This is a genomic window from Bacillus sp. ISL-45 (genome assembly GCF_018613195.1).
GTDB lineage: Bacteria > Bacillota > Bacilli > Bacillales > Cytobacillaceae > Mesobacillus.
The window spans coordinates 65,680-90,088 of record NZ_JAGGQQ010000003.1 but is presented as its reverse complement, the minus strand read 5'-3'; the positions used below and the strand labels follow the sequence as shown (position 1 = coordinate 90,088).

23 protein-coding genes and 1 other annotated feature are annotated in these 24,409 nt (G+C 40.8%); of the genes, 19 read left to right on the top strand and 4 right to left on the bottom strand.

The genetic code is table 11. From position 1 onward, the window contains the following. Window positions 1-54 precede the first annotated feature (54 nt). From opp4C (J7E35_RS02245) to opp4C (J7E35_RS02215), 7 genes are all read left to right on the top strand, one after another. A complete protein-coding gene (gene opp4C, locus J7E35_RS02245; protein WP_251009690.1) occupies window positions 55-894 on the top strand; it encodes an oligopeptide ABC transporter permease in 840 nt (279 codons plus the stop codon). A 225-nt stretch (window positions 895-1,119) separates the two neighbouring features. Continuing rightward, window positions 1,120-1,902 carry a DUF2268 domain-containing putative Zn-dependent protease gene (locus J7E35_RS02240; RefSeq protein WP_353050025.1) on the top strand — a complete coding sequence of 261 codons (783 nt, stop codon included), beginning with the start codon at window positions 1,120-1,122 and terminating at the stop codon, window positions 1,900-1,902. Window positions 1,903-2,080: 178 nt separating this feature from the next. Beyond that, window positions 2,081-3,103 carry an ABC transporter ATP-binding protein gene (locus J7E35_RS02235; protein ID WP_192472267.1) on the top strand — a complete coding sequence of 341 codons (1,023 nt, stop codon included), beginning with the start codon at window positions 2,081-2,083 and terminating at the stop codon, window positions 3,101-3,103. Then, window positions 3,103-4,089, top strand: a complete 987-nt coding sequence (locus J7E35_RS02230; RefSeq protein ID WP_214776583.1) for an ABC transporter ATP-binding protein — start codon at window positions 3,103-3,105, stop codon at window positions 4,087-4,089. The genes J7E35_RS02235 and J7E35_RS02230 overlap by 1 nt, the downstream gene beginning before the upstream one ends. Window positions 4,090-4,136: 47 nt before the next feature. Next, the gene (gene opp4A, locus J7E35_RS02225; RefSeq protein WP_214776582.1) at window positions 4,137-5,858 is read left to right on the top strand and encodes an oligopeptide ABC transporter substrate-binding protein; all 1,722 of its coding nucleotides are present in this window, start codon (window positions 4,137-4,139) and stop codon (window positions 5,856-5,858) included. A 37-nt stretch (window positions 5,859-5,895) separates the two neighbouring features. Further along, the gene (gene opp4B, locus J7E35_RS02220; RefSeq protein WP_214776581.1) at window positions 5,896-6,861 is read left to right on the top strand and encodes an oligopeptide ABC transporter permease; all 966 of its coding nucleotides are present in this window, start codon (window positions 5,896-5,898) and stop codon (window positions 6,859-6,861) included. Between the two features lie 11 nt (window positions 6,862-6,872). Continuing rightward, entirely contained in the window at window positions 6,873-7,781 is a 909-nt protein-coding gene (gene opp4C, locus J7E35_RS02215) for an oligopeptide ABC transporter permease (RefSeq protein ID WP_214776580.1), read from the top strand. A 36-nt stretch (window positions 7,782-7,817) separates the two neighbouring features. Here opp4C (J7E35_RS02215) and J7E35_RS02210 read toward each other — a convergent pair whose 3' ends face one another. Continuing rightward, window positions 7,818-8,798, bottom strand: coding sequence for a nuclease-related domain-containing protein (locus J7E35_RS02210; RefSeq protein ID WP_214776579.1), 981 nt, complete (start codon window positions 8,796-8,798; stop codon window positions 7,818-7,820). 333 nt (window positions 8,799-9,131) lie between these two features. Between J7E35_RS02210 and J7E35_RS02205 the strand changes: the two genes are divergently transcribed. After that, window positions 9,132-9,347 (top strand): YuzI family membrane protein, encoded by a 216-nt coding sequence (locus tag J7E35_RS02205; RefSeq protein WP_214776578.1) that lies wholly within the window; start codon window positions 9,132-9,134, stop codon window positions 9,345-9,347. Window positions 9,348-9,428: 81 nt separating this feature from the next. Continuing rightward, a complete protein-coding gene (locus tag J7E35_RS02200; RefSeq protein ID WP_192472274.1) occupies window positions 9,429-10,175 on the top strand; it encodes a YjbA family protein in 747 nt (248 codons plus the stop codon). Window positions 10,176-10,227: 52 nt separating this feature from the next. Here J7E35_RS02200 and trpS read toward each other — a convergent pair whose 3' ends face one another. Further along, window positions 10,228-11,220 carry a tryptophan--tRNA ligase gene (trpS, locus tag J7E35_RS02195; RefSeq protein ID WP_214776720.1) on the bottom strand — a complete coding sequence of 331 codons (993 nt, stop codon included), beginning with the start codon at window positions 11,218-11,220 and terminating at the stop codon, window positions 10,228-10,230. Between the two features lie 104 nt (window positions 11,221-11,324). Next, window positions 11,325-11,551 (bottom strand) — a binding site (T-box leader). A gap of 61 nt (window positions 11,552-11,612) precedes the next feature. Then, window positions 11,613-11,978 carry a DUF3899 domain-containing protein gene (locus J7E35_RS02190; RefSeq protein WP_214776577.1) on the bottom strand — a complete coding sequence of 122 codons (366 nt, stop codon included), beginning with the start codon at window positions 11,976-11,978 and terminating at the stop codon, window positions 11,613-11,615. A gap of 272 nt (window positions 11,979-12,250) precedes the next feature. On the opposite strand from J7E35_RS02190, the gene J7E35_RS02185 reads away from it, so the two are divergent. The 6 genes from J7E35_RS02185 (at window position 12,251) to J7E35_RS02160 (ending at window position 19,452) form a co-directional block, all read left to right on the top strand. After that, entirely contained in the window at window positions 12,251-13,954 is a 1,704-nt protein-coding gene (locus J7E35_RS02185) for a peptide ABC transporter substrate-binding protein (protein WP_214776576.1), read from the top strand. Window positions 13,955-14,094: 140 nt separating this feature from the next. Continuing rightward, on the top strand, window positions 14,095-15,024 hold the full coding sequence (gene opp3b, locus J7E35_RS02180; RefSeq protein WP_214776575.1) for an oligopeptide ABC transporter permease: 930 nt from the start codon (window positions 14,095-14,097) through the stop codon (window positions 15,022-15,024). Beyond that, complete coding sequence (gene opp3C, locus J7E35_RS02175) at window positions 15,024-16,052, top strand: oligopeptide ABC transporter permease (protein ID WP_214776574.1); 1,029 nt, start codon at window positions 15,024-15,026, stop codon at window positions 16,050-16,052. The genes opp3b and opp3C overlap by 1 nt, the downstream gene beginning before the upstream one ends. Window positions 16,053-16,070: 18 nt before the next feature. Then, entirely contained in the window at window positions 16,071-17,105 is a 1,035-nt protein-coding gene (locus J7E35_RS02170) for an ABC transporter ATP-binding protein (RefSeq protein ID WP_214776573.1), read from the top strand. Window positions 17,106-17,126: 21 nt separating this feature from the next. Then, complete coding sequence (locus J7E35_RS02165) at window positions 17,127-18,068, top strand: ABC transporter ATP-binding protein (protein WP_214776572.1); 942 nt, start codon at window positions 17,127-17,129, stop codon at window positions 18,066-18,068. 184 nt (window positions 18,069-18,252) lie between these two features. Beyond that, window positions 18,253-19,452, top strand: a complete 1,200-nt coding sequence (locus J7E35_RS02160) for a putative glycoside hydrolase (protein ID WP_353050026.1) — start codon at window positions 18,253-18,255, stop codon at window positions 19,450-19,452. 131 nt (window positions 19,453-19,583) lie between these two features. Here J7E35_RS02160 and J7E35_RS02155 read toward each other — a convergent pair whose 3' ends face one another. Then, the gene (locus J7E35_RS02155; RefSeq protein ID WP_041968165.1) at window positions 19,584-19,769 is read right to left on the bottom strand and encodes a hypothetical protein; all 186 of its coding nucleotides are present in this window, start codon (window positions 19,767-19,769) and stop codon (window positions 19,584-19,586) included. 210 nt (window positions 19,770-19,979) lie between these two features. On the opposite strand from J7E35_RS02155, the gene J7E35_RS02150 reads away from it, so the two are divergent. The 4 genes from J7E35_RS02150 to cls all read left to right on the top strand — a co-directional run bounded on the left by J7E35_RS02150 (window position 19,980) and on the right by cls (window position 24,341). Beyond that, the gene (locus J7E35_RS02150) at window positions 19,980-20,549 is read left to right on the top strand and encodes a GNAT family N-acetyltransferase (protein WP_214776571.1); all 570 of its coding nucleotides are present in this window, start codon (window positions 19,980-19,982) and stop codon (window positions 20,547-20,549) included. A 434-nt stretch (window positions 20,550-20,983) separates the two neighbouring features. Continuing rightward, the gene (gene spxA, locus J7E35_RS02145) at window positions 20,984-21,379 is read left to right on the top strand and encodes a transcriptional regulator SpxA (RefSeq protein WP_167833817.1); all 396 of its coding nucleotides are present in this window, start codon (window positions 20,984-20,986) and stop codon (window positions 21,377-21,379) included. Between the two features lie 630 nt (window positions 21,380-22,009). Then, window positions 22,010-22,681 carry an adaptor protein MecA gene (gene mecA / locus J7E35_RS02140; protein WP_214776570.1) on the top strand — a complete coding sequence of 224 codons (672 nt, stop codon included), beginning with the start codon at window positions 22,010-22,012 and terminating at the stop codon, window positions 22,679-22,681. A gap of 148 nt (window positions 22,682-22,829) precedes the next feature. After that, on the top strand, window positions 22,830-24,341 hold the full coding sequence (gene cls, locus J7E35_RS02135; RefSeq protein WP_214776569.1) for a cardiolipin synthase: 1,512 nt from the start codon (window positions 22,830-22,832) through the stop codon (window positions 24,339-24,341). The last annotated feature ends 68 nt before the right edge of the window (window positions 24,342-24,409 follow it).

Genomic DNA, 24,409 nt, shown 5'->3' with positions numbered 1-24,409 from the left:
GGAAATCAATCTGGCAGCCTGGAATTGCATGGTGTTAACACCTCGCATGACACAATGCTTGGAATCATAGTCAGGAAATTCGTGAAAAATAAACTTGCTGTTTTTGGCGGTATTTTTCTGATCATCATCATAACTGCTGCTCTGTTAGCGCCAATGATTGCCCCGTACTCACCTTCCAAGCAGAATCTGCTTTTAAAATTGCAGCCGCCGAACAGTGAGCATTGGCTTGGCACAGACAGGTTTGGAAGGGATGTGTTTTCAAGACTTTTATATGGAGCAAGAATTTCGCTTTTGGTCGGATTCGCATCGGTTCTTGGGTCTATTACTATAGGCACCTTCCTTGGAGCTGTCGCTGGCTATGTTGGCGGGATTGTTGATGCGATCATCATGAGATTTGTCGATATCATCCTGTCAATCCCATCCATCTTCTTATTGATTACGCTGGTTACGATTTTCAAGCCGGGAGTGGATAAGCTGATTTTAATCTTCGCGCTGTTGGGTTGGACAACTACTGCACGACTTGTCAGAGGTGAGTTCCTCTCATTAAGGTCGAGAGAGTTTGTCCTGGCATCCAAAACGATTGGTACAAAAACACCAACAATCATTTTCTCTCATATCCTGCCCAATGCCATGGGACCGATCATCGTATCGGCCACGCTGGCAGTAGGCTATGTGATCCTGGCAGAATCAGGATTGAGTTATTTGGGTCTGGGAATACAGCCGCCCCACGCCAGCTGGGGCAATATGCTGCAGGACGCACAGAATTTCACGATTCTTTTGAAATCCTGGTGGTATCCGCTGGCTCCGGGATTGATGATCCTCCTGACCGTTATTTGTTTCAACTTTGTCGGCGATGGACTGAGGGATGCGCTCGATCCGAAGATTAACGAGTAAAATTTGATCTTAAGTTGGGATTAGGAAAACATATAGTAACTGTGAAAAGCCAGAGACCTCTCTGGCTTTTAGTCTTTGTCCAGGGAATTATAAAATGTTTCCGTTGTGGATTCCGTTTTTTGTTCATGTTGGGAAATTTTCTCCATGTGAAGGATCCCTTCGAACCATTGGCTGTTAATAACATAAAATGGCTGTAAAAGGGTAAGCCAGTGGAGGGAATGCAATGTGATCGTCAGGACAGATAAGTGGCTTGGAACTGATTTTGCCAATACAAAGAAAGTGTGTGAAAACCTGCTTGGACATTTTCAGGAAGCCGATAATCCCCAAAAAATCTATTCCTATTTAAAGAACTTTGGCATGTACAAGCCGGACCGACGAAACAAAAGGGTTTTCGAAAAGTTGAAAAGAGAAGGGTACTGGAAACGGACAGAGGAACTCTTTAATAAATACAAAAAGAAATGGAATGGACCGGACATTCCAATCTTCATTTTTCCGATGGATCAATCGAACGCGAGGTTAATGAAGGAAGGGAAAGGGAAATCAGGCGTTTCCTTCATCGATAAAATGTTCATCTTCCTGACTCCGGTCGATGACGAGAAAGAGCTGGAAGCATTGTTCGTGCATGAATACCACCATGTATGCAGGATGCAGGCACAAAAGAAAAAACCTGAGGAATATACTCTCCTGGATTCAATTATTTTAGAGGGCCTCGCTGAGCATGCAGTTGCCGAAAATTGCGGTGAAAATTATACGGGGGAATGGAGCAGACGATATTCGACAAAAATTTTGGCTGACTATTGGAAAAAAGAAGTGGAAAACAAGCTTCTAATTACGAGAGAAGATCGTCAGCATGATGAAATTTTGTTTGGTTTAGCCGGAAAACCAAGGCTTCTGGGCTACGCTATGGGCTATGAGATAGTAAAACAATTTAAGCAAAATAGAAATTTTACTGAAAAAGCATCATTTAAGATTCCTTCCTGTGAATTTACAAAGTTACTAAATTTTTAAAAATTTTAAAAACCTAAAAAACCCATTATCCTCGGGTTTTTTTACTATTTCTAAAAAATTATAAATTTCCCAATTGAAAAAAAAGTATTGCAAATGTAATAAATCTGTAATAACATTTTATTAAAATATATCGAATTTGCAGAATATTTTATTATTTAAAATGTGAGAAGGTGTCCAAATGAGCAACTATTCAATACATAATGAAGCACCTTTGCTTGAGGTCAAGAACCTTGAAACAGCTTTTAATATTGATGGTGAATTTTATAACGCTGTAGACAAGGTGAGTTTTGCTGTCAAACCAAGGCAGATTGTCGGGGTTGTTGGCGAATCAGGGTGCGGGAAATCGGTTATGAGCCTATCGGTCATGCAGCTCCTGCCAAAAGGGGTTGGAAAGATTCGAGGCGGCGAGATTGTTTTCGAAGGAGTTCATCTCGAACAGTTATCCGAAAAGGAAATGAACAAAATCCGCGGGCGGGATATCTCAATGATCTTCCAGGAACCCATGACATCGATGAATCCGGTTTTTACTATAGGATTCCAACTGCAGGAAGTATTGTTCAACCATACAAAAATCTCAAAAGCAGAAGCAAGGCAGAAGAGTATCGCGCTATTGAAAAGCGTGGGCATTTCCCGTCCTGAGAAAATCGTAGATGAGTATCCACACCAGTTATCCGGAGGTATGAGGCAGAGGGTCATGATTGCGATGGCCATTGCCAACCAGCCAAAGCTTCTGATTGCGGACGAGCCTACAACAGCATTGGACGTGACAGTCCAAGCCCAGATTCTCGAATTGCTCAAGAGTATCCAGGAAGTTAATGATATGTCGGTCATCATGATCACCCATGACCTTGGCGTTGTTGCAGAAATGTGTGATGAAGTCATCGTAATGTATGCAGGCCGGATTGTTGAACGTGCTGACGTTGACACACTTTTTTATAACCCGAAGCATCCATACACAGAATTGATGATGGGTGCCATCCCTAAAATGGATGAGGACAAAGAAGAACTAAGCTCAATCAAGGGAATCGTCCCGTCGCTAAAGAATATGCCTGCAACTGGCTGCCGATTCGCAAACCGTTGTCCGAAAGCAATGCCAGAGTGTACAAGTATCACTCCACAGCTTGGAGAAATCGAGCAAGGACATGAAGTGGCGTGCATTCTATATGAAGCAAGTATGCCAAAAGAAGGAGTTAAGGCATAATGAGCAATACAACATTAACAGAAAAAGAGAATTTGCTGGAAATCAATAATCTGAAAACCTATTATCCTGTAAAAGGCGGATTTTTCCGCCGCACAATTGGCAATGTCAAGGCTGTCGATGATGTCTCATTCGAAATTAAAAAGGGTGAAACATTGGGTCTCGTTGGGGAATCGGGCTGCGGCAAATCAACAACAGGAAGAACCATTATCAGATTGTTGAATGCGACAGATGGGGAAATCATTTTTGAAGGCAAGGACATCACAAAATTAAGAGGCAAGACACTTCAGGCGATCCGCCAGGATATCCAGATGGTCTTCCAGGATCCTTACGCTTCACTTAACCCGATGCAAATGGTTGGTGACATTGTTTCTGAACCAATCCGGAATTTCAAGAATGCAAGTTTGAAAGACTTGAAAGATGAAGTCATGGATTTATTAACAAGAGTTGGACTTCCTGAAGATGCTTACTACAAATATGCCCATGAATTTTCAGGCGGGCAGAGACAAAGGATCGGCATTGCCAGGGCGCTGGCGCTGAGACCAAAGCTGATCATCGCTGATGAGCCGGTATCTGCCCTTGACGTATCCGTGCAATCCCAGGTTCTCAATCTATTGAAAGAACTTCAGAAGGAATTTGACTTGACATTCTTATTTATCGCTCATGACCTTAGTGTCGTTAAGCATATGAGTGACCGGATCGGCGTAATGTATCTCGGCAATATGGTTGAAATTGCCGACCGCAACAGCATGTATGCTGAGCCGCTCCACCCATATACCCAGGCTTTGATTTCAGCCATTCCAATGCCGGATCCGCGCAGGAAGAAGGAAAGGATTGTACTTGAAGGAGACGTGCCAAGTCCATTGAACCCTCCAACAGGCTGCCCATTCCATCCGCGCTGCCCAGCTGCGATGGCAGAGTGTTCCCAAGTAAAGCCAGCTTTAAAGGAGGTGAAGCCAGGACACCGAGTTGCTTGCCACCTTTACTAGGGCAATAATTTTTGCAAACAAATACATTGAAAAACGGGGGGAAAACCATGAAGAAACCATTGCTTTGGCTAGCTATGCTAGTATTGGTTTTATCAACATTCCTTGCTGCGTGCAGCGGGGGAGAAAAAGAGAAGACAACAGCTGATCCAAAAAAGGACGACAAAGACAACGCAGCAGAAGAAACAGGACCGCAGGATGGCGGTACATTGACTTACGCTTTAAGCTCTGAGTTCAAAGGCCTTTTGAACTGGAACTTTTACGATGCTGACGGAGACGATGACATCATCGCATTCTTCGACGATGAGTTGATTAGTTATGATGAAAACTTGAAAGCAGAACCAAACATTGCAAGCTGGGAAACTGAAGACAACAAAGTTTTCACTTTCACATTTCAAAAAGGCGTAAAATGGCACAATGGAGAAGAATTGACAGTTCATGACTGGGTATTCGCTCTTGAAACAATCGCTACACTTGGTGGAGAACACCAGCGCTGGTCTAACGTTAACACAATCGAAGGTGCAAAGGATTTCAACGAAGGAAAGTCTGACAAAATTGCCGGTCTTGAAGTAGTTGATGATTATACTTTGAAAATCACTTTTGACAAAGCTCGCGTAAACAACCTTGAGAATGTTTGGGCTTACCCGCTTTCTCGCAAGGAATTCGAAGGAATCGATCCTAAGGATATGGCTGCTTCTGAGCAGGTCCGCACTAAGCCTGTCGGAACTGGTCCATTCAAAGTTGCAAAGGTTATCCCTGGTGAATCAGTAGAACTAGTTAAAAACGAAAACTACTGGAAAGGTGCTCCGCACTTAGACAAGATCGTTGTTAAAGTTATCGATTCTTCACTTACTACTGGAGAACTTAAGAATGGAACTCTTGACATGACTCCATTCCATCCAACAGTTCTTCCGGAAGTAGAAGCTCTTGATAATGTTGAAGTAGTAAAATACCCTGGCTTATCTTACTACTATATCGGTTTCAAACTTGGTAAATACGATGGCAAGAAAAACGTAATGGACAAAGATAAGTATCAAAGCAAAGAATTGCGCCAAGCTATGCTTTTCGCAATCAACCGCGAAGAGTGGGTAGATGCGTTCTTCAGTGGATTAGGAAAGCCGCTTAACCGTCCTATCCCATCTTCACACTGGATTGCTGCACCTAATGAAGATATGCCAATCCAATATGAATACAACCCAGAAAAAGCGAAAGAAATCCTTGACAAAGCTGGATATGTTGATAAAGACGGAGATGGATTCCGTGAAGATCCAAAGGGTGAAAAGTTCACTGTTAAGTTCTCTCACTATGCAACTGGAAACCCAACTTTCGAAGCACGTGCAAAAGCTATGACTCAGTATTGGGAAGAAGTTGGTTTGAAGTCTGAGCTTCAAATGACCGATGTTAACCTTTACTATGATCAGCTTGAAAAAGATGACCCTGCTCTAGAAGTATTCTATGGCGGATGGGGAACTGGTGCAGATCCGGATCCACTTCCACTTTGGGGTATTGAATCTGTATGGAACTACCCACGTTGGGTAAATGAAGATGCTCAAAAGCTTCTTGAAGATGCTGTTGATCTAGAAGTAGTTGGAACTGACACTGAAAAGCGTGCACAATTGTATGCTGACTGGCAGAAGATTTTCAACGAAGAAGTACCATCACTTCCAATCCTTGAACTAGAAGAAGTTATGGCTGTTGCTAAGCGCGTTCAAGGCGTCAAGTACGACGTTTCTGGTTCTAACTCACCTCATGAATGGTGGATCAAGCAATAATCATTAAGTACCACCTATTCAGTTAAGGAGAATGCATATGCTTAAATACAGTTTACGACGCATACTCGGCATGATTCCTATGCTTTTCCTTATCTCTATTGTAGTGTTTTCCCTGGCGAAACTTATGCCAGGGGACTCACTCAGTGGGGAGATCGATCCAAACAATACGGATCCGGCATACATAGAGGAGATGCGCGAGAAGCTCGGTTATAATGACCCAGTCCACATTCAATATTTCACATGGATCACAAATTTCATGCAGGGAGACTTCGGAAAATCAACCCGTTATAAAATCCCGGCAAGTGAAATCATTGGCGAACGTCTGCCAAATACGATATTTCTAGGCTTTTCAAGTATTTTAATAACTTATGTTTTAGCGTTTATCATGGGTATTTATGCCGGAAGGAAGCCATATACAATTGGTGATAACTTCATAGGTACCGCTAACTATATTGGATTGGCCCTCCCTTCATTTGTTGCAGGGGTGTTCGCCATCTATTTCTTCTCATTTAATTTAGGCTGGTTCCCTTCGAACGGTTCTGTGGATATCTCTACCACCGAAGGTACAGCTGCATATTGGTTAAGCCGAATTCATCATGTTTTCTTACCAGCACTTGTATTAGGTTTATTGAGTACTGCAAGCTATACGCAATTCCTGCGTAATGACATTATAGAAAACAGCCGTAAAGATTTTGTAAGGACGGCACGTGCTAAAGGCACACCTGAAAAAAAGATTTACAATCAGCACATCTTACGTAATTCAATCATCCCGCTGATTACATTCCTTGGATTTGATATCGTTGCATTGGTCGGTGGCGCAATTATCACCGAAACAATCTTCACTTATCCTGGTATCGGTCAATTATTCTTGAACTCTGTCAGCCAAAGAGACTATCCAGTCCTTATGACATTGACAATGATGTTCTCATTCTTGACACTGTTTGGAAACCTTGTTGCAGATATTTTATATGGAATCGTTGATCCAAGGATCAGGCTTGATTAAGGAGGATGGCTATGGAAGTTTCTACAGCAAATAATACACAGATTAACCTGAAGCCGGAAAAAGGCATGTCTCCTTGGGCCATCGCTAGAAGAAAATTTGTGAAAAACAAGTTGGCGATGACAAGCTTGATCTTCTTGGTTTTCGTAATGATTGTCTCTTTCCTGGCTCCATACATTACAACAACAGATATAACAAAAATCAACATTGGCTCAATGTCCTTAAAGCCATCTGCAGAGCATTGGCTGGGAACGGACAAAAATGGGCGTGACGTTTTCACCAGATTGTTATACGGCGGAAGGGTATCACTCTTAGTCGGAATAAGCTGTACATTATTCGTAATCATTTTTGGAACGATTGTAGGTTCAATCGCAGGATATTTCGGCGGTATCGTTGACAGCATGCTTATGCGCTTCACTGATTTCGTCCTGAACTTCCCATTCCTGGTTTTCGTTATCGTATTGGCTACAATTTTCCATGGTAAAATCAATGGTCTTGTCATCCTGATCATGGTTATCAGCTTGCTGAGCTGGGGCGGGGTAGCGAGGATTGTCCGAAGCAAGATTTTGGCGGAAAAGGAGAATGAATACATTCTTGCTGCCATCTCAATCGGATGTTCACCATTCAAAGTAATCACAAAGCATTTACTTCCAAATGTCCTTTCAACAATCATCGTACAAGCAACGATCTTGTTCGCTTCCATGATTGTCGCAGAGACTGGATTAAGCTTCTTGGGCTTCGGTGTTCCTTCTGAAATTCCAAGCTGGGGTAACATGCTTGCATTCGCAAATGAACCAGACGTATTACAAGGAAAGCAGTGGATCTGGATTCCACCTGCACTTGCCATTACACTCACGATTTTGTCGATCAACTTCGTTGGTGAAGGTCTAAAAGATGCATTGAATCCAAGATCACGCCGTTAAAAAATCTACCATACAAAGGTAGATTTTTTATTTTGCTTATTTTTCAATCAGAGGGGTGAGGTCATAGACCCGCCCCTTTTTAGAGCCTGCGCAGGGCAGACTGAGTGAAATCAGGAAAGAAGAGGCGGACTTCCGTTTTGATATTGGTATTAATAAAAAATCGGAAAATTGACTGAGCGTAATGGTGTTGCCATAGAGGAAGTAATAATCACTTAATGCGAGGATGTGGGCTGTTTTAGATGAAGTTTGGCATACAGGGCAATACCAGCTTCCATGAATTTTGTGCATAGATATAGCCTTGCATTCCGGACATTGGACTCCTTTTCTCACATCATCAGGATGAATGGAATAGGTATCAAATATATTGGGCTTAAAGGGTACATGATATTTTACCAGCTGTTTAGCTATTCTTTTAGTCTCCTTTATTGTAGTTATCTCTTTTAGATAACGTTTTTCTAAGTCGATAATCCTCGCTATTAGATGGCCAGCTTGTACAACTCGGAAGTTATTGTAAGAGTTATTTCCTTTTGATTTTATAATGGTTGAAGGTCTTGATATAGCAATAAGGTACTCGAGGTTTAATGAGGGTAGGTTATGATCATCAAGCCATTGTGACAATAGCCTGACATGTCTTTGAACTTGGGTGAAGGGATCACGGATGCCTTCTTCTTTTTCGTTGAAAATCCGAATGCACTGATTGAATTCATGGTCAAAGACAATTGTTCCGGCAATATTCTTGGAATCAATAATGAAAGAAACGCTGGGGGAGAGCAGGAGGGAGTCGATTTGAAAGAAGTGGACACCATGCTGTAACCGGAGATCATTAATAATCAGATAGTTATTATCTTTAAGAAACGATAAGTGGTATTCCAGTTCTTTTTCACCTCTTAATCCTGCAAGTTTTTTTCGATATTCTTCTTCTATTAAGGGCAGTTTCGGATGATTTACATCGAGTCGGCGGATTAATGCCTCTTCTGCTTTCAATTTATAAGGTATGTCCCTGTCTTTATAAAACAAAATCATCTCTCCTTTTGATGGTTTATAGGAGAGAATTCTTTAAAATACTGTAAACTCCTCTCGTTGAGTGTGAAGAATTAGTGACAAAAAGGATATATTCCTTAAAATCCTGATATATTCCTGAATTAGGTCAGGATATTCCTTAAAATCTGGTTTTATTCCTAAAAACAAGTGGATACCTTCCGTAAAAAATGAATATATTCCTAAATGTCATAAATAAACACCTTTCAGTACTTCCTCACCAACTTCCTTCATATATATATAATAAAAATGGACAGGCCGGGGTGAGGTAAGTGTGTGAAGTAATTTCCTGTTGTAAAGAGAGTCAATCTTATGATTTTTAGAATGTTTGTTTTGACGATTGGTTTTAGTCTGGCTGTATCAGGGGGGATCAGCACAATCGCGTATTTGAATATGATTACAGCCGGGCACGGTTTGGACGAGTATTTATCCTTTATCTCCCGGAGAGTGGAATGCTACTTGCTGCCAGCGGGAATGGGGATCATCTGGTTAAGTATTTATTGGCCGCATAACAGCGATATAAATTGATCTTCCTTTTAAGGAATATTTTTACTTAGTGCTGCCCATACTGATGGACAAACAGTTTCTTGAAGTGAGGGGTTAAAAATCATGTTGTATCTTCATGATGTCTGGGTAAACTGGTTCGAAGGGGAAGAGAATGGCTATAATGTCTGCCATTTCCACGAGTGGCGGAAGGATGATGGTGTTGAACTGCTTGACCAGGTGCCGCTTCTGAAAATTGATCATCTGTTATTTAATTACATTGAAAATGATTTATCTGAGTTGCCTCAACAGCTTCTGGATGACATTTACCGAAAGGCGTATTTGAGGAAAAATCATGAACGCACACAGCTTGATTATTGCTTCGTCGTATCGGATGGTACTGGAATCCTGGCAGTTGACACAATCGGCTATAATATCCCGATCCGAAAGAGCCGGCTTATCCCGCGTCAGGAACAGCTGGTGTACGAAATGATTGAAAATCAGGATACGATCCAATATGGATTCAATGACCAAAGTGCCTTAAAGGATTTCCATATCTTATCACCTTCTCCAGATTTAATGAGAGGATTGACCCGTAAGGAAAGACAGTTGAAGCAATTATTGTTCATGGCCATGGATCAGCTGAATTCTTCAAAAAATGTAGCTGAAGTCCGATATTGGTTCACTGAATGGAAACCTGAACTATATGAAGAAATTCAACGTCTCTCATTTGAAGAGGTGTGGGAGCAGTTGTATGAAGAAACAAAGTTTGGATGGTCACCTAAGCACCAGAAATTTTGCGAAAATATAATCAAGGGACAGGCCTTTTTCGAAAAACTTTGGGAAATGGAGCACGGCCCAAAAGTAAATTAATTAGCCTTATTGAAATAAAAGGAGCTGACACAGTGTCAGCTCCTTTCTTGGTTTATTTCCGCTTGCGCCCAAGGCCCATCGCATTCTCCATTTTCTTAAGCATTTTATTTGCAACAAAGTTTGCTTTTTCAGCTCCGCGATCAAGAATTTCATCCAGTTCCTCTGAATCAATCAGCTCATAGTATTTTTTCTGGATTGGTTCAATGACATTGACAACAACCTTTGCAAGGTCACCTTTGAAATCACCGTATCCTTTACCCTCATATTCCTTTTCAATTTCAGCAATCGCCTTGCCGGTTAAAATAGAGTAGATGGACAAGAGATTGGAAATGCCTGGTTTGTTTTCTTTATCATATTTTACAATACCCTCAGAGTCAGTTACAGCGCTCTTGATTTTCTTTTCAATTAGCTTTGGTTCATCAAGCATAGAGATGAAAGCCTTACTGTTAGGATCTGATTTGCTCATTTTCTTCAATGGATCCTGTAAGGACATGACTCTTGCACCGACTTTAGCTATTCGTACTTCCGGAATTGTAAAAATGTCATTGTATTTCTTGTTGAAACGTTCAGCAAGATCCCTTGTCAACTCTAGATGCTGCTTTTGGTCTTCTCCGACTGGCACGAGATTCGTATTATATAGAAGGATATCGGCAGCCATAAGCGGAGGATAGGTTAAAAGACCGGCTGAGACAGCTTCTTTCCCGGTCGATTTATCCTTGAATTGAGTCATCCTTTCAAGCTCGCCTATATAAGCAACACATTGCATCATCCATCCTGCCTGAGCATGTGCCGGAACTTCCGACTGAATGAATAAAGTTACTTTCTCAGGGTCAATTCCTGAAGCGATGTACAATGCTGCGAGGCTCTTTATATTTTTGCGAAGCTGCAAACGGTCCTGCGGCACGGTTATCGCATGCTGGTCAACGATACAGAAGTAACAATTATATTGTTCCTGCAGCTCTGTGAATTGTTTCATTGCACCGATATAGTTGCCAAGTGTGATCGTACCGCTCGGCTGGATGCCAGAAAATATAGTCTCCATAATAAATTCCTCCTATGAAATATATATTGTATTCTTTTGTCTGAATTCAGTTGGTATTGCCGCAAACAGAGGAAAAAGAACACAAAAAAGACCATTCGTCCCTAACTTCTAGGGACGAATGGTCCGTGTTGCCACCCTAATTACTCACGAATGAGTCACTCTGCCCATGCCTCAGTGAAGCATGGATACCTTTAACGCAGGATACGTCTGAGTTTACTAAAGTTCAACCCAGAAGCTCAAAAGTCCATTCCATTTGCCAGGCTGTTTGTTTCCACCAACCACAAACTCTCTGAAAGCCTTGAACAGATGTACTACTCTTCATCATTGCTTTTTATGATTTATTAGAAATGATTATAATCAAAACCTCCATGAGAAGCAAGGGTTCAGGTGCAATTTTACAGATAATAAATGAACAGTGCAGCAAGCATCAGGATAAAATCCAGCAATCCAACCATTAGTAACGGGTTAGCATTGAAAGTGACCAGTTCTGATAAAGGTGTCATCTCATCAAACGACTTTTTCTTGTCTCCATCTTCCTTACCAGCAAAAACAGACCGGAAAGAATAAGAAATTGCGTCAAAAAAACCAGAATTAATCGTAAAGACTATAAGAGAAGTAAACAGGAGAACGCTAGCAACATAAAAAGAGAAATTTATATAACTGAGCAATGTAATGCTCTGCTGATAGACAAGCGCAAGAATCAAAATCAATAGCTGTGTAACAATAAAACTAGAAAAAATTTTCCCAAATCTATTACGCATTTTTTAAATTCTCCCTTATATTGTTATTTCATAAAAGTAATTTCTTGAATAATTCTTCCGAATAAATCAAATATTACAATAAGATACGCCCTATATTTACTCCAGAAAGGCTTATAAGTCACTATTATAACACAAATCAAGCAGGGAATTTATTACTATTGTTTCAAAGTTGTAAATTTTTCGCGCAAAAATATTGAACATTTAATTCAATCTATGTATAATAGGGAATGTAAAAAGTTTTCAGAAAACATTAAAAAAGAGGGGGCATATCCTTGAAAAAGTCAAAATTTTCATTTCTATTGATTTTGACTCTAGTATTCTCGTTAATCCTGTCTGCATGTAACGGCGGCGAAAACAATGCTGGAGAAGAAAAGCCTGAAGATGATGCAAAATCAGGCGAAGACACACCTAATGTACCACAAGAATTAAGAATGTTGGATTCTTCCGAAATCCCAACAATGGACACAGTCCTTGCTGAAGGTTCTACAAGTTTCACTTACATAAACAACGTAGGTGAAGGTCTTTACCGCCTTGACCAGGACCACAAGCCAGTTCCTGCACTTTCGGACGGCGAGCCTGAAATCAGTGATGACAACCTTGTCTACACTTTCAAACTAATCGACTCAAAATGGTCTAACGGCGAGCCTGTAACAGCTCACGACTTCGTGTATGCTTGGCAGCGCGCTATCGACCCAGCGACTGCATCTCCATATGGTCCTTACATGATGGGCGGCAAGATCAAGAACGCTGAGAAAATCACTGAAGCCGGATCTAAGAAAGAGGCTTATGATGTAACTGAACTTGGCGTTAAAGCACTTGACGACAAGACTTTGGAAGTAACTCTTGAAAAGCCAATCGCTTACTGGCAAGACCTTTTCGCTTTCCCAACATTCTATCCGCAAAACCAGAAGTTTGTTGAAGAGAAAGGCGAGGCTTTCGCAAGTAATGCTGAAAACTTACTTTACAACGGTCCATTCGTAATGGAAACTTGGGAAGGTACTGACGCTACTGAGTGGGTACTGGCTAAGAACCCTAATTACCACAACGCTGATCAAGTTAAACTTGAAAAGATCACTGTAAACGTAGTAAAAGATTCTAACTCTGCTGTAAACGCATTTGAAGCTGGCGAAACAGATATGACTGGATTGCTTTCTTCTGATATCGTTCCTTCATATGAAGGCGATGAGCGCATGCTTAGCTGGATGGAAGCTGTAGTATTCTGGATCAAAATGAACCAGAAGAACGAAGCACTTGCTAACGTAAATATCCGTAAAGCAATCGCAATGGGCTTCAACAAAGAAGACCTTGCTAAGAGCATCCTGAACAACGGTTCAGTTGCTGCTAACTACTTTGTACCAAAAGATTTCGTAACACTTGATGGTGAAGATTTCCGTGAAAAGCATGGCGACCTAATCACTTTCAACGCTGAAGAAGCTAAGAAACATTGGGAAGCTGGTCTTAAGGAACTTGGCGTAGATAAGTTAGAACTTCGCTACCTTGGTGGAGACACTGAAGCAGCTAAGAAAACTGATGCTTACATCAAGAACCAGTTAGAAACAAACCTTCCTGGCTTGACAATCAAGCTTGAGAGCGTTCCTTTCGCAGTACGTCTAGAGCGTGACAACGCTATGGATTACGATCTTCAATTCGCAGGATGGGGACCAGACTACGGTAACGCATTGTCGTTCACTGACCTTTGGATCACTGATGGCGGAAGCAACAGAATGGGTTACTCTAACCCGAAATATGATAAGCTGATCAAAGATGCTCAAGGTGAACTTGCTACTGATGAGAAAGCTCAGTGGGAAGCACAGCAGGAAGCTGAAAGAATCATGCTTGAAGAAGATGCTGGTCTAGCACCTGTTTACCAGCGTGCAGCTAACATCCTTCTTAACCCGAATGTTAAAGGTCTTGCGATCTACAACTACGGTCCTGACTACTCATTCCAGTGGGTAACAATCGAAGGCGAAGAATAAAAACTTAAAAAAGTTTCTTATTTCAGAATGTAATAATTCTGAGGATAGAAAGAGAGTATATCTAGATATACTCTCTTTTTCCCTGTAAACGATTTGTCGAACAATAGGGAAAATTGAAATTATACAGGAGGTGCACCCATATGGCAAAATACCTGTTAAAAAGGGTACTTTATATGTTTTTGACTCTTTTCATTATTGCGTCCCTTACATTCTTCTTAATGAAAATCATTCCTGGTACGCCATTTGCAAGTGCGAATAAATTGGGTCCTGCACAAATGGAAATCATGAAGGCAAAGTACGGTCTCGACCAGCCGGTACCTGTGCAGTACGCTAAGTATATTGGAAACTTGCTTCAAGGCGATCTGGGTATTTCGTTTCAGTTTAACAATACACCGGTAACTGACCTGATGTTCAAACGCTTAGGACCATCTATGCAGTTAGGTGCCCAGGCTATGCTCTTTGGTACAATTGTAGGGATTGTCCTTGGGATCTTCGCGGCAATAAGACAGAATACTTGGGTCGATTATAGTTCTACTTTTATCGCAGTTTTGGGTAAGTCTATTCCTAACTTCGTATTTGCAGGATTACTGCAATACTTTGTGGGTGTTAAATTAGGCTGGTTCCCTGTACTCTTCTGGCGAGGATTTGAGTATACAATCCTGCCGACCATCGCTCTTTCCATGTTGCCAATTGCGATTGCTGCCCGTTTCATGAGAACTGAAATGATTGAAGTGTTAGGGTCAGACTATATCATGCTGGCAAAAGCTAAAGGTGCGAGTTTCTTTGAGATTGCGTTTAAGCATGCTTTAAGAAACGCGTTAATTCCGTTGGTAACGGTTTTAGGACCTTTGGCAATTTCATTGATGACTGGTTCCCTTGTAATCGAAAAGATTTTTGCGATTCCTGGTCTTGGTGAACAGTTCGTAAAATCTATTACAGTAAATGATTACCCTGTTATCATGGGAACAACCATTTTATTTGCTGCATTATTTGTAGTTATCATCCTTGTTGTGGATATTCTTTACGGTATCATCGATCCACGCATCAGGCTGTCTGGAGGTAATAAGTAATGGCTGACTTTGAATCAAACATTCCAAAAGATCGTTTTAGGCCGGCAGATATCGATTCGGCCAAAAGCGAGGAAATTAACAAGCCAAGCTTAACCTTCTGGCAGGATGCTTGGATGCGTGTACGCAAAAATAAAGGTGCGCTTGTAAGCTTAATTGTAATGGCAATAGTTATCCTATTGGCATTCGTTGGTCCATTAATCAGCGGCAAAGAGTTTGATAAACAAAATGTTTCTCATAATAATTTACCTCCCAAAATCCAGGGGCTAGAACATATTAGCTGGCTGCCATTTGACGGTGTAAAGACAAATAAAGCCGGCAAAGAAATCAATATGTATGAAGTCAAAAAAGTCGATGAATACTACTGGTTTGGTACGGATGCTTTAGGACGTGACTTATTTACTCGTGTGTGGAAAGGTACGCAAATTTCTCTGTATATTGCGTTTTTGGCCGCGGTTATTGATATGATCATTGGTGTTGCTTATGGTGCCATTTCGGGTTACTATGGCGGACGACTGGATAATGTCATGCAAAGGATCACTGAAGTGCTTGTTGGTATCCCGCTAATGATTGTCGTTATCTTGATGATCCTTGTATTGCAGCCAGGTATTATTTCCATTACCGTTGCACTGACCATAACAGGTTGGGTAGGTATGGCCCGTGTTGTACGTGCCCAGACGCTTAAGCTTAAGGAACAGGAGTTTGTACTTGCTTCTAAAACTCTCGGGAACAGTGATGGCAAAATCATCTCTAAACACTTATTGCCAAACCTTGCTGGTGTTATTATTATCAATACAATGTTCACGATTCCAAATGCGGTATTCTTTGAAGCATTCCTGAGCTTTATCGGACTTGGTCTTCAGGATCCTTATGCATCACTCGGTACATTGATTGATGAAGGTTTTAAAGTGCTAAGGTTACACCCACATGAGATGATAATTCCAGCTGTTATCATCAGTATCATCATGATTACGTTCAATATGCTGGCAGACGGATTGCGCGATGCGCTTGATCCGAAAATGCGCGATTAAGGGGCAGGTGAATGTATTATGGAAAATATTCTAGAAGTTAAGGATTTAAATATATCCTTCCATACATTCGCGGGCGAAGTGAAAGCGATCCGCGGTGTAAACTTTGAACTGAAAAAGGGAGAAACCCTTGCAATAGTTGGTGAGTCGGGATCAGGTAAATCAGTAACGACAAAAGCAATCATGAGGTTGCTGCCTCCATCCAATTCAGAGATTACGGAAGGAGAAATCTTGTTCGAAGGCAAAGACTTAACTAAATTGACAGACAAGCAAATGCAGAAAATCCGTGGACAGGATATCTCGATGATTTTCCAGGATCCAATGACCTCTTTAAATCCAACTATGAATGTTGGAATGCAGATCATGGAACCTTTGATCAAGCACCAAAATATGAGTAAATCAGCGGCGAAAGAGCGTGCGGTTCAGCTGTTGAAGCTGGTAGGTATCCCGAAACCTGAATTACGTATCAAACAATACCCGCATCAATTCTCAGGCGGCATGAGGCAGAGGGTTGTTATCGCGATTGCTTTGGCATGTAATCCAAAGGTTCTAATTGCCGATGAGCCGACAACAGCGTTGGATGTAACAATCCAGGCGCAGATTTTGGAACTGATGAAAGATTTGCAGCAAAAAATCGACACTTCCATCATTTTCATTACCCATGACCTTGGTGTTGTAGCGAACGTTGCTGACAGAGTGGCAGTCATGTACGGTGGGAAAATTGTCGAAATCGGTACAGTGGATGAAGTCTTCTACAATCCGCAGCATCCATACACTTGGGGATTGATCAGCTCTATGCCAAGCCTTGATGCTAAAGAAGAAGAACTTTATGCGATCCCTGGTACACCGCCAAACTTATTGTATCCGCCAAAAGGTGATGCTTTTGCGCCTCGTAATGAATATGCAATGCAAATCGACCTAGAAGAACAGCCTCCAATGTTTAAAGTGTCTGACACACATTATGCTGCTACATGGCTGTTGCATCCAGATGCTCCTAAGGTAGAACCACCGGAAGCTGTGAAGAGCAGAATGCGTAAATTCATGGGCGCTAAATAACTGTAGGAGGAGGACTGGCTGATGGAAAATAGAGAAAAGCTTCTTGAAATAAAGAATCTAAAGCAGTACTTCAATATGGGTCAACCAAATGAAGTAAGAGCTATCGATGGAATTACTTTTGATATCTTTAAAGGAGAAACTCTTGGATTGGTTGGAGAGTCAGGATGTGGCAAGTCCACGACGGGCCGAACAATCATCAGGCTTTATGAAGCGACAGATGGAGATGTCCTTTACAAGGGAGAAAACGTACACGGCAAGAAGAGCAAAAAAGATTTAAAAAGATTCAACAGAAGTATGCAAATGATATTCCAGGATCCTTATGCTTCCTTGAACCCAAGGATGAAGGTTTCCGATGTAATTGCCGAGGGTATTGATATTCACGGCCTTGCGAAGAGCAAACAAGAAAGAATGGAAATGGTATATGAACTGCTTGAAACAGTTGGCTTAAACAGAGAACACGCCAACCGTTATCCACATGAGTTTTCAGGTGGACAAAGGCAGCGGATCGGGATTGCGCGTGCCCTTGCCGTGCAGCCGGAATTTATTATCGCAGACGAACCAATTTCCGCTCTTGACGTTTCCATCCAGGCACAAGTTGTCAACCTGATGAAGAAACTTCAGCGTGAAAAAGGTTTAACATACTTGTTTATCGCACATGACCTTTCTATGGTAAAATATATCAGCGATCGCATTGGTGTAATGTACTTTGGTAAGCTGGTGGAGTTAACTACAGCTGAAGAGCTATACAAAAACCCGCTTCACCCATACACACAATCATTGCTTTCTGCAATCCCGCTTCCAGACCCAGAATCTGAGCGTACACGCCGACGCAAAACATATGATTCAAATGTACATCAGTATGCAGATGGAGAAGAAGTGAAGATGCGCGAAGTCGTTCCGGGGCACTATGTCTATTGCTCAGAAAAGGAACTGAAGCAATATCAGCAGCAATATGTCAAATAAACTAAACGATCTCTTATTTTGAGATCGTTTTTTTGTTTTCAAAAGGGCCGGTAATAAATTCCAAATAAAAATATTAAACTATAATATCTAAATCTGTCGAAAGTGGGTAAAATAGACTTATAGAAACATATTATAAAGATAGCGGTTATTTTGAGTGAGGTACGTTTTGAAAGGAGAGTTGTTTGTGCAGTTTAAAAAAATAGCAGCAGCAGCATTATTAGCTGCCTCTTTTTCACAAGCAGGAGGTACAGTATTTGCAGAATCGAAAGCGCATGAAACAGAAAGACTTCCGGTCAGGGAACATCAATCGTTGGTCAGGGAAATACCAGAGCAGATGCCAAGGTTCAAGTTTGATTCAGGTTATTCATTTGAATATCCTGATGCTGTAAGAGGAATCTATGTAACCGGGAATTCTGCTGGAGGAGAGAGGTTTAAAAGTCTTACCAAACTTGTTGATGAGACTGATTTAAACGCGATGGTCATTGATATAAAAGAAGACCATGGATATCTTACATATAAACCAGATGAGAATTCTCCTTTTAAAGATATCGGAAAGCCCTATATTAAAGATCCAGAAAAATTATTAAAGACTTTGGAAGAAAAACAGATTTATCCTATCGCCAGGGTAGTCGTTTTCAAAGATACAGCTCTGGCAAATAAAAAACCGGAGTGGTCATTTAAAGAAGGGAATCAAGTCTGGAAAAATGGCAGGGGAGAATCATTCGTAAATCCATTTGTGAAAGAAGTGTGGGATTACAACGTTCAAATTGCCATCGAGGCAGCAAAAATGGGCTTCCAGGAAATCCAGTTCGACTATGTCCGTTTCCCTGAGGGATTCGAAAAGAGGGACTCTACTCTTCAATATTCCATGGGGGACTATAAGGAAACAGACATGGATAATGTCCAAAAACGGGTCAAAGCAGTGACCGATTTTGTGGCCTATGCTAGGAAAGAATTAAAACCTTATGATGTCAAAGTATCAGTGGATATCTTTGGTTATACGGCAACTCTCCCTGAAGCCCCGGGAATTGGACAGAACTTCTCGAAAATCTCCGAGAATGTGGATGTCATTTCTTCCATGATTTATCCAAGCCATTGGACTTCTTATTTCGGGATTGCCAAGCCTGACACAGAGCCATACCGTCTCGTTCAGGAATATGCAAAAATGGAGAAAAAGAAGCTTGATGAATTAAAGACCCCGCCTGTTTCACGTCCATGGTTGCAGGATTTCACAGCATCATGGTTAGGCAGTGGAAATTACCTTGTCTACGGGAAAAAGGAAGTCGAAGACCAGATCAGGGCATTGAAGGATCAGGGGATTAACGAATACTTATTATGGAATGCAAGCAATAAATACTCTCCTAATGTTGATTACACACCATGATCATTCTCGATGTTAAAAATTATACTTTCTGATACTAAAACAGCCTGGAACGATGAAAATCATTCCAGGCTGTTTTCATATCATTAGATTATCGATATGAAAATAAGTTATAATAACAGATGGGATATGGATTACTTCTTGCTGCCGCCGACATTTTTCCAGCCAGTTTGCAAACTTGTTGATTGATCGACGAATTCATTTCTTTTATTTCCACTAAAGAACCTAGTTCCTACTCCATTGGTGATCACACCAATTGTCGCGGTAATACCCACAATCAGTAAAGCAACGATAGTTAGATCCATTATGTAACCGCCCATGATAAACCTCCACCTTTTTTTTCACATAATCTTGTTAGTGATTTTGTGATAAATATAATACATGATCCCCGTACATCTTTATTTTAAAAGAATTGCCGGTGTATTAAAAGAACTTTATAAAGAAAAAATAATACAAGTATTTAGATCATGGTTATATAAGAAAAGCTGGGTGCTTATCGGGATGGAATAAAATCAAAAAGGAGATAAGCAATGCATTGGTATGAGAAATTAAATCAATATTTCCCAATTGAGGAAATGAAATCAAAAGAACACATGGAAACACTTTTAAAGGAAAGACCAGAGATGTACCATAAGGATGAGGGGCCAGGACATGTGCTCATGTATGTAGAGACAGAGGATTTTGTGTTCATTGATTACCTATTCGTATCTAAGTCGACCCGCGGTCAGGGGCTCGGCCACAAGTTGATCGAGAAGCTGAAGGAAAAAAGCAAGCCGATTATCCTTGAGGTTGAACCAGTTAATTATGAGGACACAGATACTGAAAAACGCCTGCGCTTTTACAAGCGGGAAGGTTTCGAGCATGCGAGGACGATTGGTTACAGGCGTCGGTCGCTCGCTACGAAGGAAATCAATGAGATGGAAATCCTTTTCTGGTCACCTGATGAGGCGTCTGAGGATCTAGTGTACGAAGCCATGAAGAAAACCTACAACATGATTCACACTTATAAAGATAAAAAGTTTTACGGAGAATCATACCAGCCAGTTGATGAAGTATTGACTGTCGAAGATCAACGTGATGATTTGCTTCAGGACATCTAAGTCACGAACGCAACCAGTGTTTTTACACGGTTGCGTTTTCATTGTTACTAAATTAATTGAGAATAAATTTTTTTAAATAAAAAGGTTTAAGTCCTGCACAACCGGGTAAATATAATTAAATTAAGAAAATGAATACCCGACGGACACATCTGGGAAGAATTGTACGAATATTTATATAGATTGAAGCAGAAGGTGATGAAAAAATATAATCTTTCTTGAAACTTTTTTCTATTTCGTTCGTTATATATAGAGAAGAGAGAAAATAATCTTACATAAATACCCGGAATAATTTAAGAAAAGGGATACCTTTTATCAAATCCATGGTGTATAATAAACAATATGAATTATAAAATTAAACTTATTATTATTTAAGAAATGGCAGTTCATTTGAAGCAAATAATATATAAGTAAATCTAAGGGAGTGTGAATTAGCAATGGTCACTTTATACACTTCACCAAGTTGTACCTCTTGCAGAAAAGCCAAGTCTTGGCTGGAAGAACATGAAATCTCATATACTGAAAGAAATATATTCTCAGAGCCTTTATCAATTGATGAAATAAAGGAAATTCTTCGTATGACAGAAGATGGGACGGATGAAATCATCTCAACCCGGTCTAAGACTTTCCAAAAGCTTGATGTGAACCTGGAAACAATGCCTTTGCAAGAACTGTTTGAGGTTATCAAGGAAAACCCTGGCTTGCTCCGCCGTCCGATCATCATTGATGAAAAACGCCTGCAGGTTGGATACAATGAAGATGAAATTAGACGATTCCTGCCACGTAAAGTGCGTACTTTCCAGCTTCGCGAGGCTCAGCGTTTAGTAAACTAAACCTTTAAGCTCCCTTTTTGGGGGCTTTTTATTTTTCATGCCGCGCCTAACCCGGTGTGCTCCTGGCAATGCAGACAAATTGAAATTCAGGCACTTTTCTGGTAAAATGTAAAGAATACTTTAAATTGGTTTGTTAAGTCGCAATGAATTTTGGCTAACCTTCTTGATTGTATCTTTAGGGGCGGGAAGCCTGTGGTTAAGGCAGCGCATTAGCACAATCCCCGCAGCATATTAAACAGATAAATCTATTCAGGCGAGTCCATTCATCAGCCTTTTATAAAAGTTCTTTTCGTGAATTTTGTTGCTTGTACCACCTTTTTGCGCATTATAAGTTCGGAAGTCTCATCTAAAAGAACCTCGATGCCTATAATAATGCGGACATAACCATGTACGATAGCAAAAATAATTAATGCGGAAACTGCCTTTATAAAAATGGGTGTATATTTTGTTTCCAAAATGGCTTAATATAACATAAAATAAAAGTACAAGATCGTTTATTTCTTTTTACACAGCCCCTTTATAAATCAAGGTGATTCAGGCTTATTTATTAAGGGTAAATGATAAAGACCAACTGCTTTTTTGGGGGTATTTAGTCCCTTCAAATCTTTGCCTGGAAGGGAGAGAAAGCGAATGGAAATCGAGCGTATTAATGAGAATACCGTGAAATTTTATATTTCATATATGGACATAGAGGAGCGCGGTTTTGACCGGGAGGAAATCTGGTATAACCGTGATCGCAGCGAAGAGCTATTCTGGGAGATGATGGATGAAGTCCATGCCGAGGAGGAGTTCGCAGTTGAAGGCCCTTTATGGATCCAGGTTCAGGCCCTGGAAAAAGGTCTGGAGGTTTTAGTGACAAAGGCACAGCTGTCCAAGGACGGTCCAAAGTTTGAACTGCCGCTTCCAAATGATAAGATGAAGGATCTTCCAGTCGATGAGAGGATTGAAGAGCTGCTTGACCATCAGTTTAATCCAAAAGGAATTGATGATGCGGATCCTGCCTTCGAGGATGATTTAGAATTCCTGCTATACTTCAAGGATTTTGAAGATGTCATTGCTCTTTCAAAACGGCCGGGAATCGATAAAGTCAAAACAAGCTTATACAGCTATGAAGACAAATATTATTTATACATTGAGTTTCCTGAGCAGGAATTTGAGGATGAAGAAGAAATTGACAATATCCTTAGCGTTCTTCTAGAGTATGGGCAGGAGTCGACAGTCACGATTTACCGTCTCGATGAATACGGTAATAAGATTATCGAAGAAGATGTGTTTAGTGTCATAAGAAAGCATTTTTCCTGAGTGAAGGCCGATTTCAGAAATGAAATCGGCTTTTTTGATATAATAGTCTGTATGTATGAATCCCTTCATTACATATAAACGTATATATATATCTGAAGTTCCCAACGCTTGTTGCGGGAAAAATACAGAGAGAGAAACAGGTGGTTACATGAAGAATACAGTTCGGATCTTAACGTTTTTATTGATCCTTGCTGGGATCTACTATTTGTTTTATGAAAGACTTGATCCAGTTTATCTTGGATATATCAGTTTATTTATGTCGCTCACAGTCATCTTCATCAGCTTTGTGATATTCCTCGAGAATCGGCATCCAGCCCAGACATTGACATGGATTGTCGTACTGGGCGGCTTCCCAGTTGTAGGTTTTATTTTTTATCTGTTATTCGGCAGGAATAAACGCAAGGAAAAGATGTTCCGGCGTAAATATTTTCTTGATAAAAAAGCCTTCTCAAAAATCGAAGGAGACTCGGAAAGGGTCAACAAGGCAAGGATGCTTGACATGGAAGAAGATCATCGCCGCTTGTTTACCCTCGCCCAAAAGCTTGGGAACAGTCCGATTTCATTTGCGACCTCCACAAAGGTGCTGACAAATGGTGATGAAACTTTCAGCCACATTCTTGAAGAGCTAAAAAAAGCTACCCACCATATACACATGGAATATTACATTGTCCGCCATGATGAAATTGGAGAAGAAATAAAGGAAGTCTTAGTCAGCAAAGCAAGGAAAGGGGTTAAGGTCAGATTCCTGTTTGACTCTGTCGGTTCCTGGAAGCTGTCAAAAAAATATATTTCCGACCTGAGTGAAGCGGGGGTAGAGGTGGTCGAGTTTGGTCCTGTCCGCCTGCCGTTCCTAAATAGTAAATTTAATTTCAGGAATCACAGGAAAATCATCGTTATTGATGGAACTGTTGGTTTTGTAGGCGGCCTGAATATCGGAGATGAATACCTGGGCAGGGACAAAGGGTTTGGCTTTTGGCGGGACACTCATCTTATGGCAAAGGGAGAAGCAGTAAGGAGTCTTCAGCTGATATTCCTTCAGGATTGGTATTACATGACGAATAAAAGCTTTTTGACGTCGGATTATCTTTCACCATCCCTGCAGGCCAACACTCATGGAGGAGTCCAAATGATAGCTGGAGGACCTGACAATGAATGGAGTGTCATAAAGAATATCTTCTTTTCCATGATTTCCTCTGCTGATAAATCAGTTTGGATCGCGTCACCATATTTCATCCCTGATGAAGACATTTTCAGCGCAATTAAAGTAGCGGCGCTCAGTGGTCTGGATGTCAGGCTGCTTGTCCCGAAGCGGCCAGATAAAAGAATCGTATTCTTTGCTTCGAGATCGTACTTTCCGGAACTGCTTGAAGCTGGTGTGAAGATTTATGAATATGAAAAGGGCTTTATGCATAGTAAAATCGTCATAGTCGATGGTGAGCTCGCTTCCATCGGGACATCTAATATGGATATGAGAAGTTTCCACCTGAATTTTGAAGTCAACGCCTTCCTATACAAAACGAATAGCACGACGAAGCTTGTGAAAGAATTTGAAAATGATGTACTCCATTCAATAGAGATTGTCATGGATGATTTTAATAAACGTCACCTTGGCTATAGACTGCTCGAATCCACTTCGAGGCTCTTGTCACCGATGCTGTAGAAACCCGGATTTTAACTCCGGGTTTTTTTGCATTTTATAAGAAAGTATAAACATTTTTATTAAGATTA

Coding starts and splice junctions, on each gene's coding strand:
- opp4C (WP_251009690.1), top strand. CDS start 55: ATGCTTGGAATCATAGTCAGGAAATTCGTGAAAAATAAACTTGCTGTT.
- J7E35_RS02235 (WP_192472267.1), top strand. CDS start 2,081: ATGAGCAACTATTCAATACATAATGAAGCACCTTTGCTTGAGGTCAAG.
- J7E35_RS02230 (WP_214776583.1), top strand. CDS start 3,103: ATGAGCAATACAACATTAACAGAAAAAGAGAATTTGCTGGAAATCAAT.
- opp4A (WP_214776582.1), top strand. CDS start 4,137: ATGAAGAAACCATTGCTTTGGCTAGCTATGCTAGTATTGGTTTTATCA.
- opp4B (WP_214776581.1), top strand. CDS start 5,896: ATGCTTAAATACAGTTTACGACGCATACTCGGCATGATTCCTATGCTT.
- opp4C (WP_214776580.1), top strand. CDS start 6,873: ATGGAAGTTTCTACAGCAAATAATACACAGATTAACCTGAAGCCGGAA.
- J7E35_RS02205 (WP_214776578.1), top strand. CDS start 9,132: ATGATTTTTAGAATGTTTGTTTTGACGATTGGTTTTAGTCTGGCTGTA.
- J7E35_RS02200 (WP_192472274.1), top strand. CDS start 9,429: ATGTTGTATCTTCATGATGTCTGGGTAAACTGGTTCGAAGGGGAAGAG.
- J7E35_RS02190 (WP_214776577.1), bottom strand. CDS start 11,978: ATGCGTAATAGATTTGGGAAAATTTTTTCTAGTTTTATTGTTACACAG.
- opp3b (WP_214776575.1), top strand. CDS start 14,095: ATGGCAAAATACCTGTTAAAAAGGGTACTTTATATGTTTTTGACTCTT.
- opp3C (WP_214776574.1), top strand. CDS start 15,024: ATGGCTGACTTTGAATCAAACATTCCAAAAGATCGTTTTAGGCCGGCA.
- J7E35_RS02170 (WP_214776573.1), top strand. CDS start 16,071: ATGGAAAATATTCTAGAAGTTAAGGATTTAAATATATCCTTCCATACA.
- J7E35_RS02165 (WP_214776572.1), top strand. CDS start 17,127: ATGGAAAATAGAGAAAAGCTTCTTGAAATAAAGAATCTAAAGCAGTAC.
- J7E35_RS02155 (WP_041968165.1), bottom strand. CDS start 19,769: ATGGGCGGTTACATAATGGATCTAACTATCGTTGCTTTACTGATTGTG.
- J7E35_RS02150 (WP_214776571.1), top strand. CDS start 19,980: ATGCATTGGTATGAGAAATTAAATCAATATTTCCCAATTGAGGAAATG.
- spxA (WP_167833817.1), top strand. CDS start 20,984: ATGGTCACTTTATACACTTCACCAAGTTGTACCTCTTGCAGAAAAGCC.
- mecA (WP_214776570.1), top strand. CDS start 22,010: ATGGAAATCGAGCGTATTAATGAGAATACCGTGAAATTTTATATTTCA.
- cls (WP_214776569.1), top strand. CDS start 22,830: ATGAAGAATACAGTTCGGATCTTAACGTTTTTATTGATCCTTGCTGGG.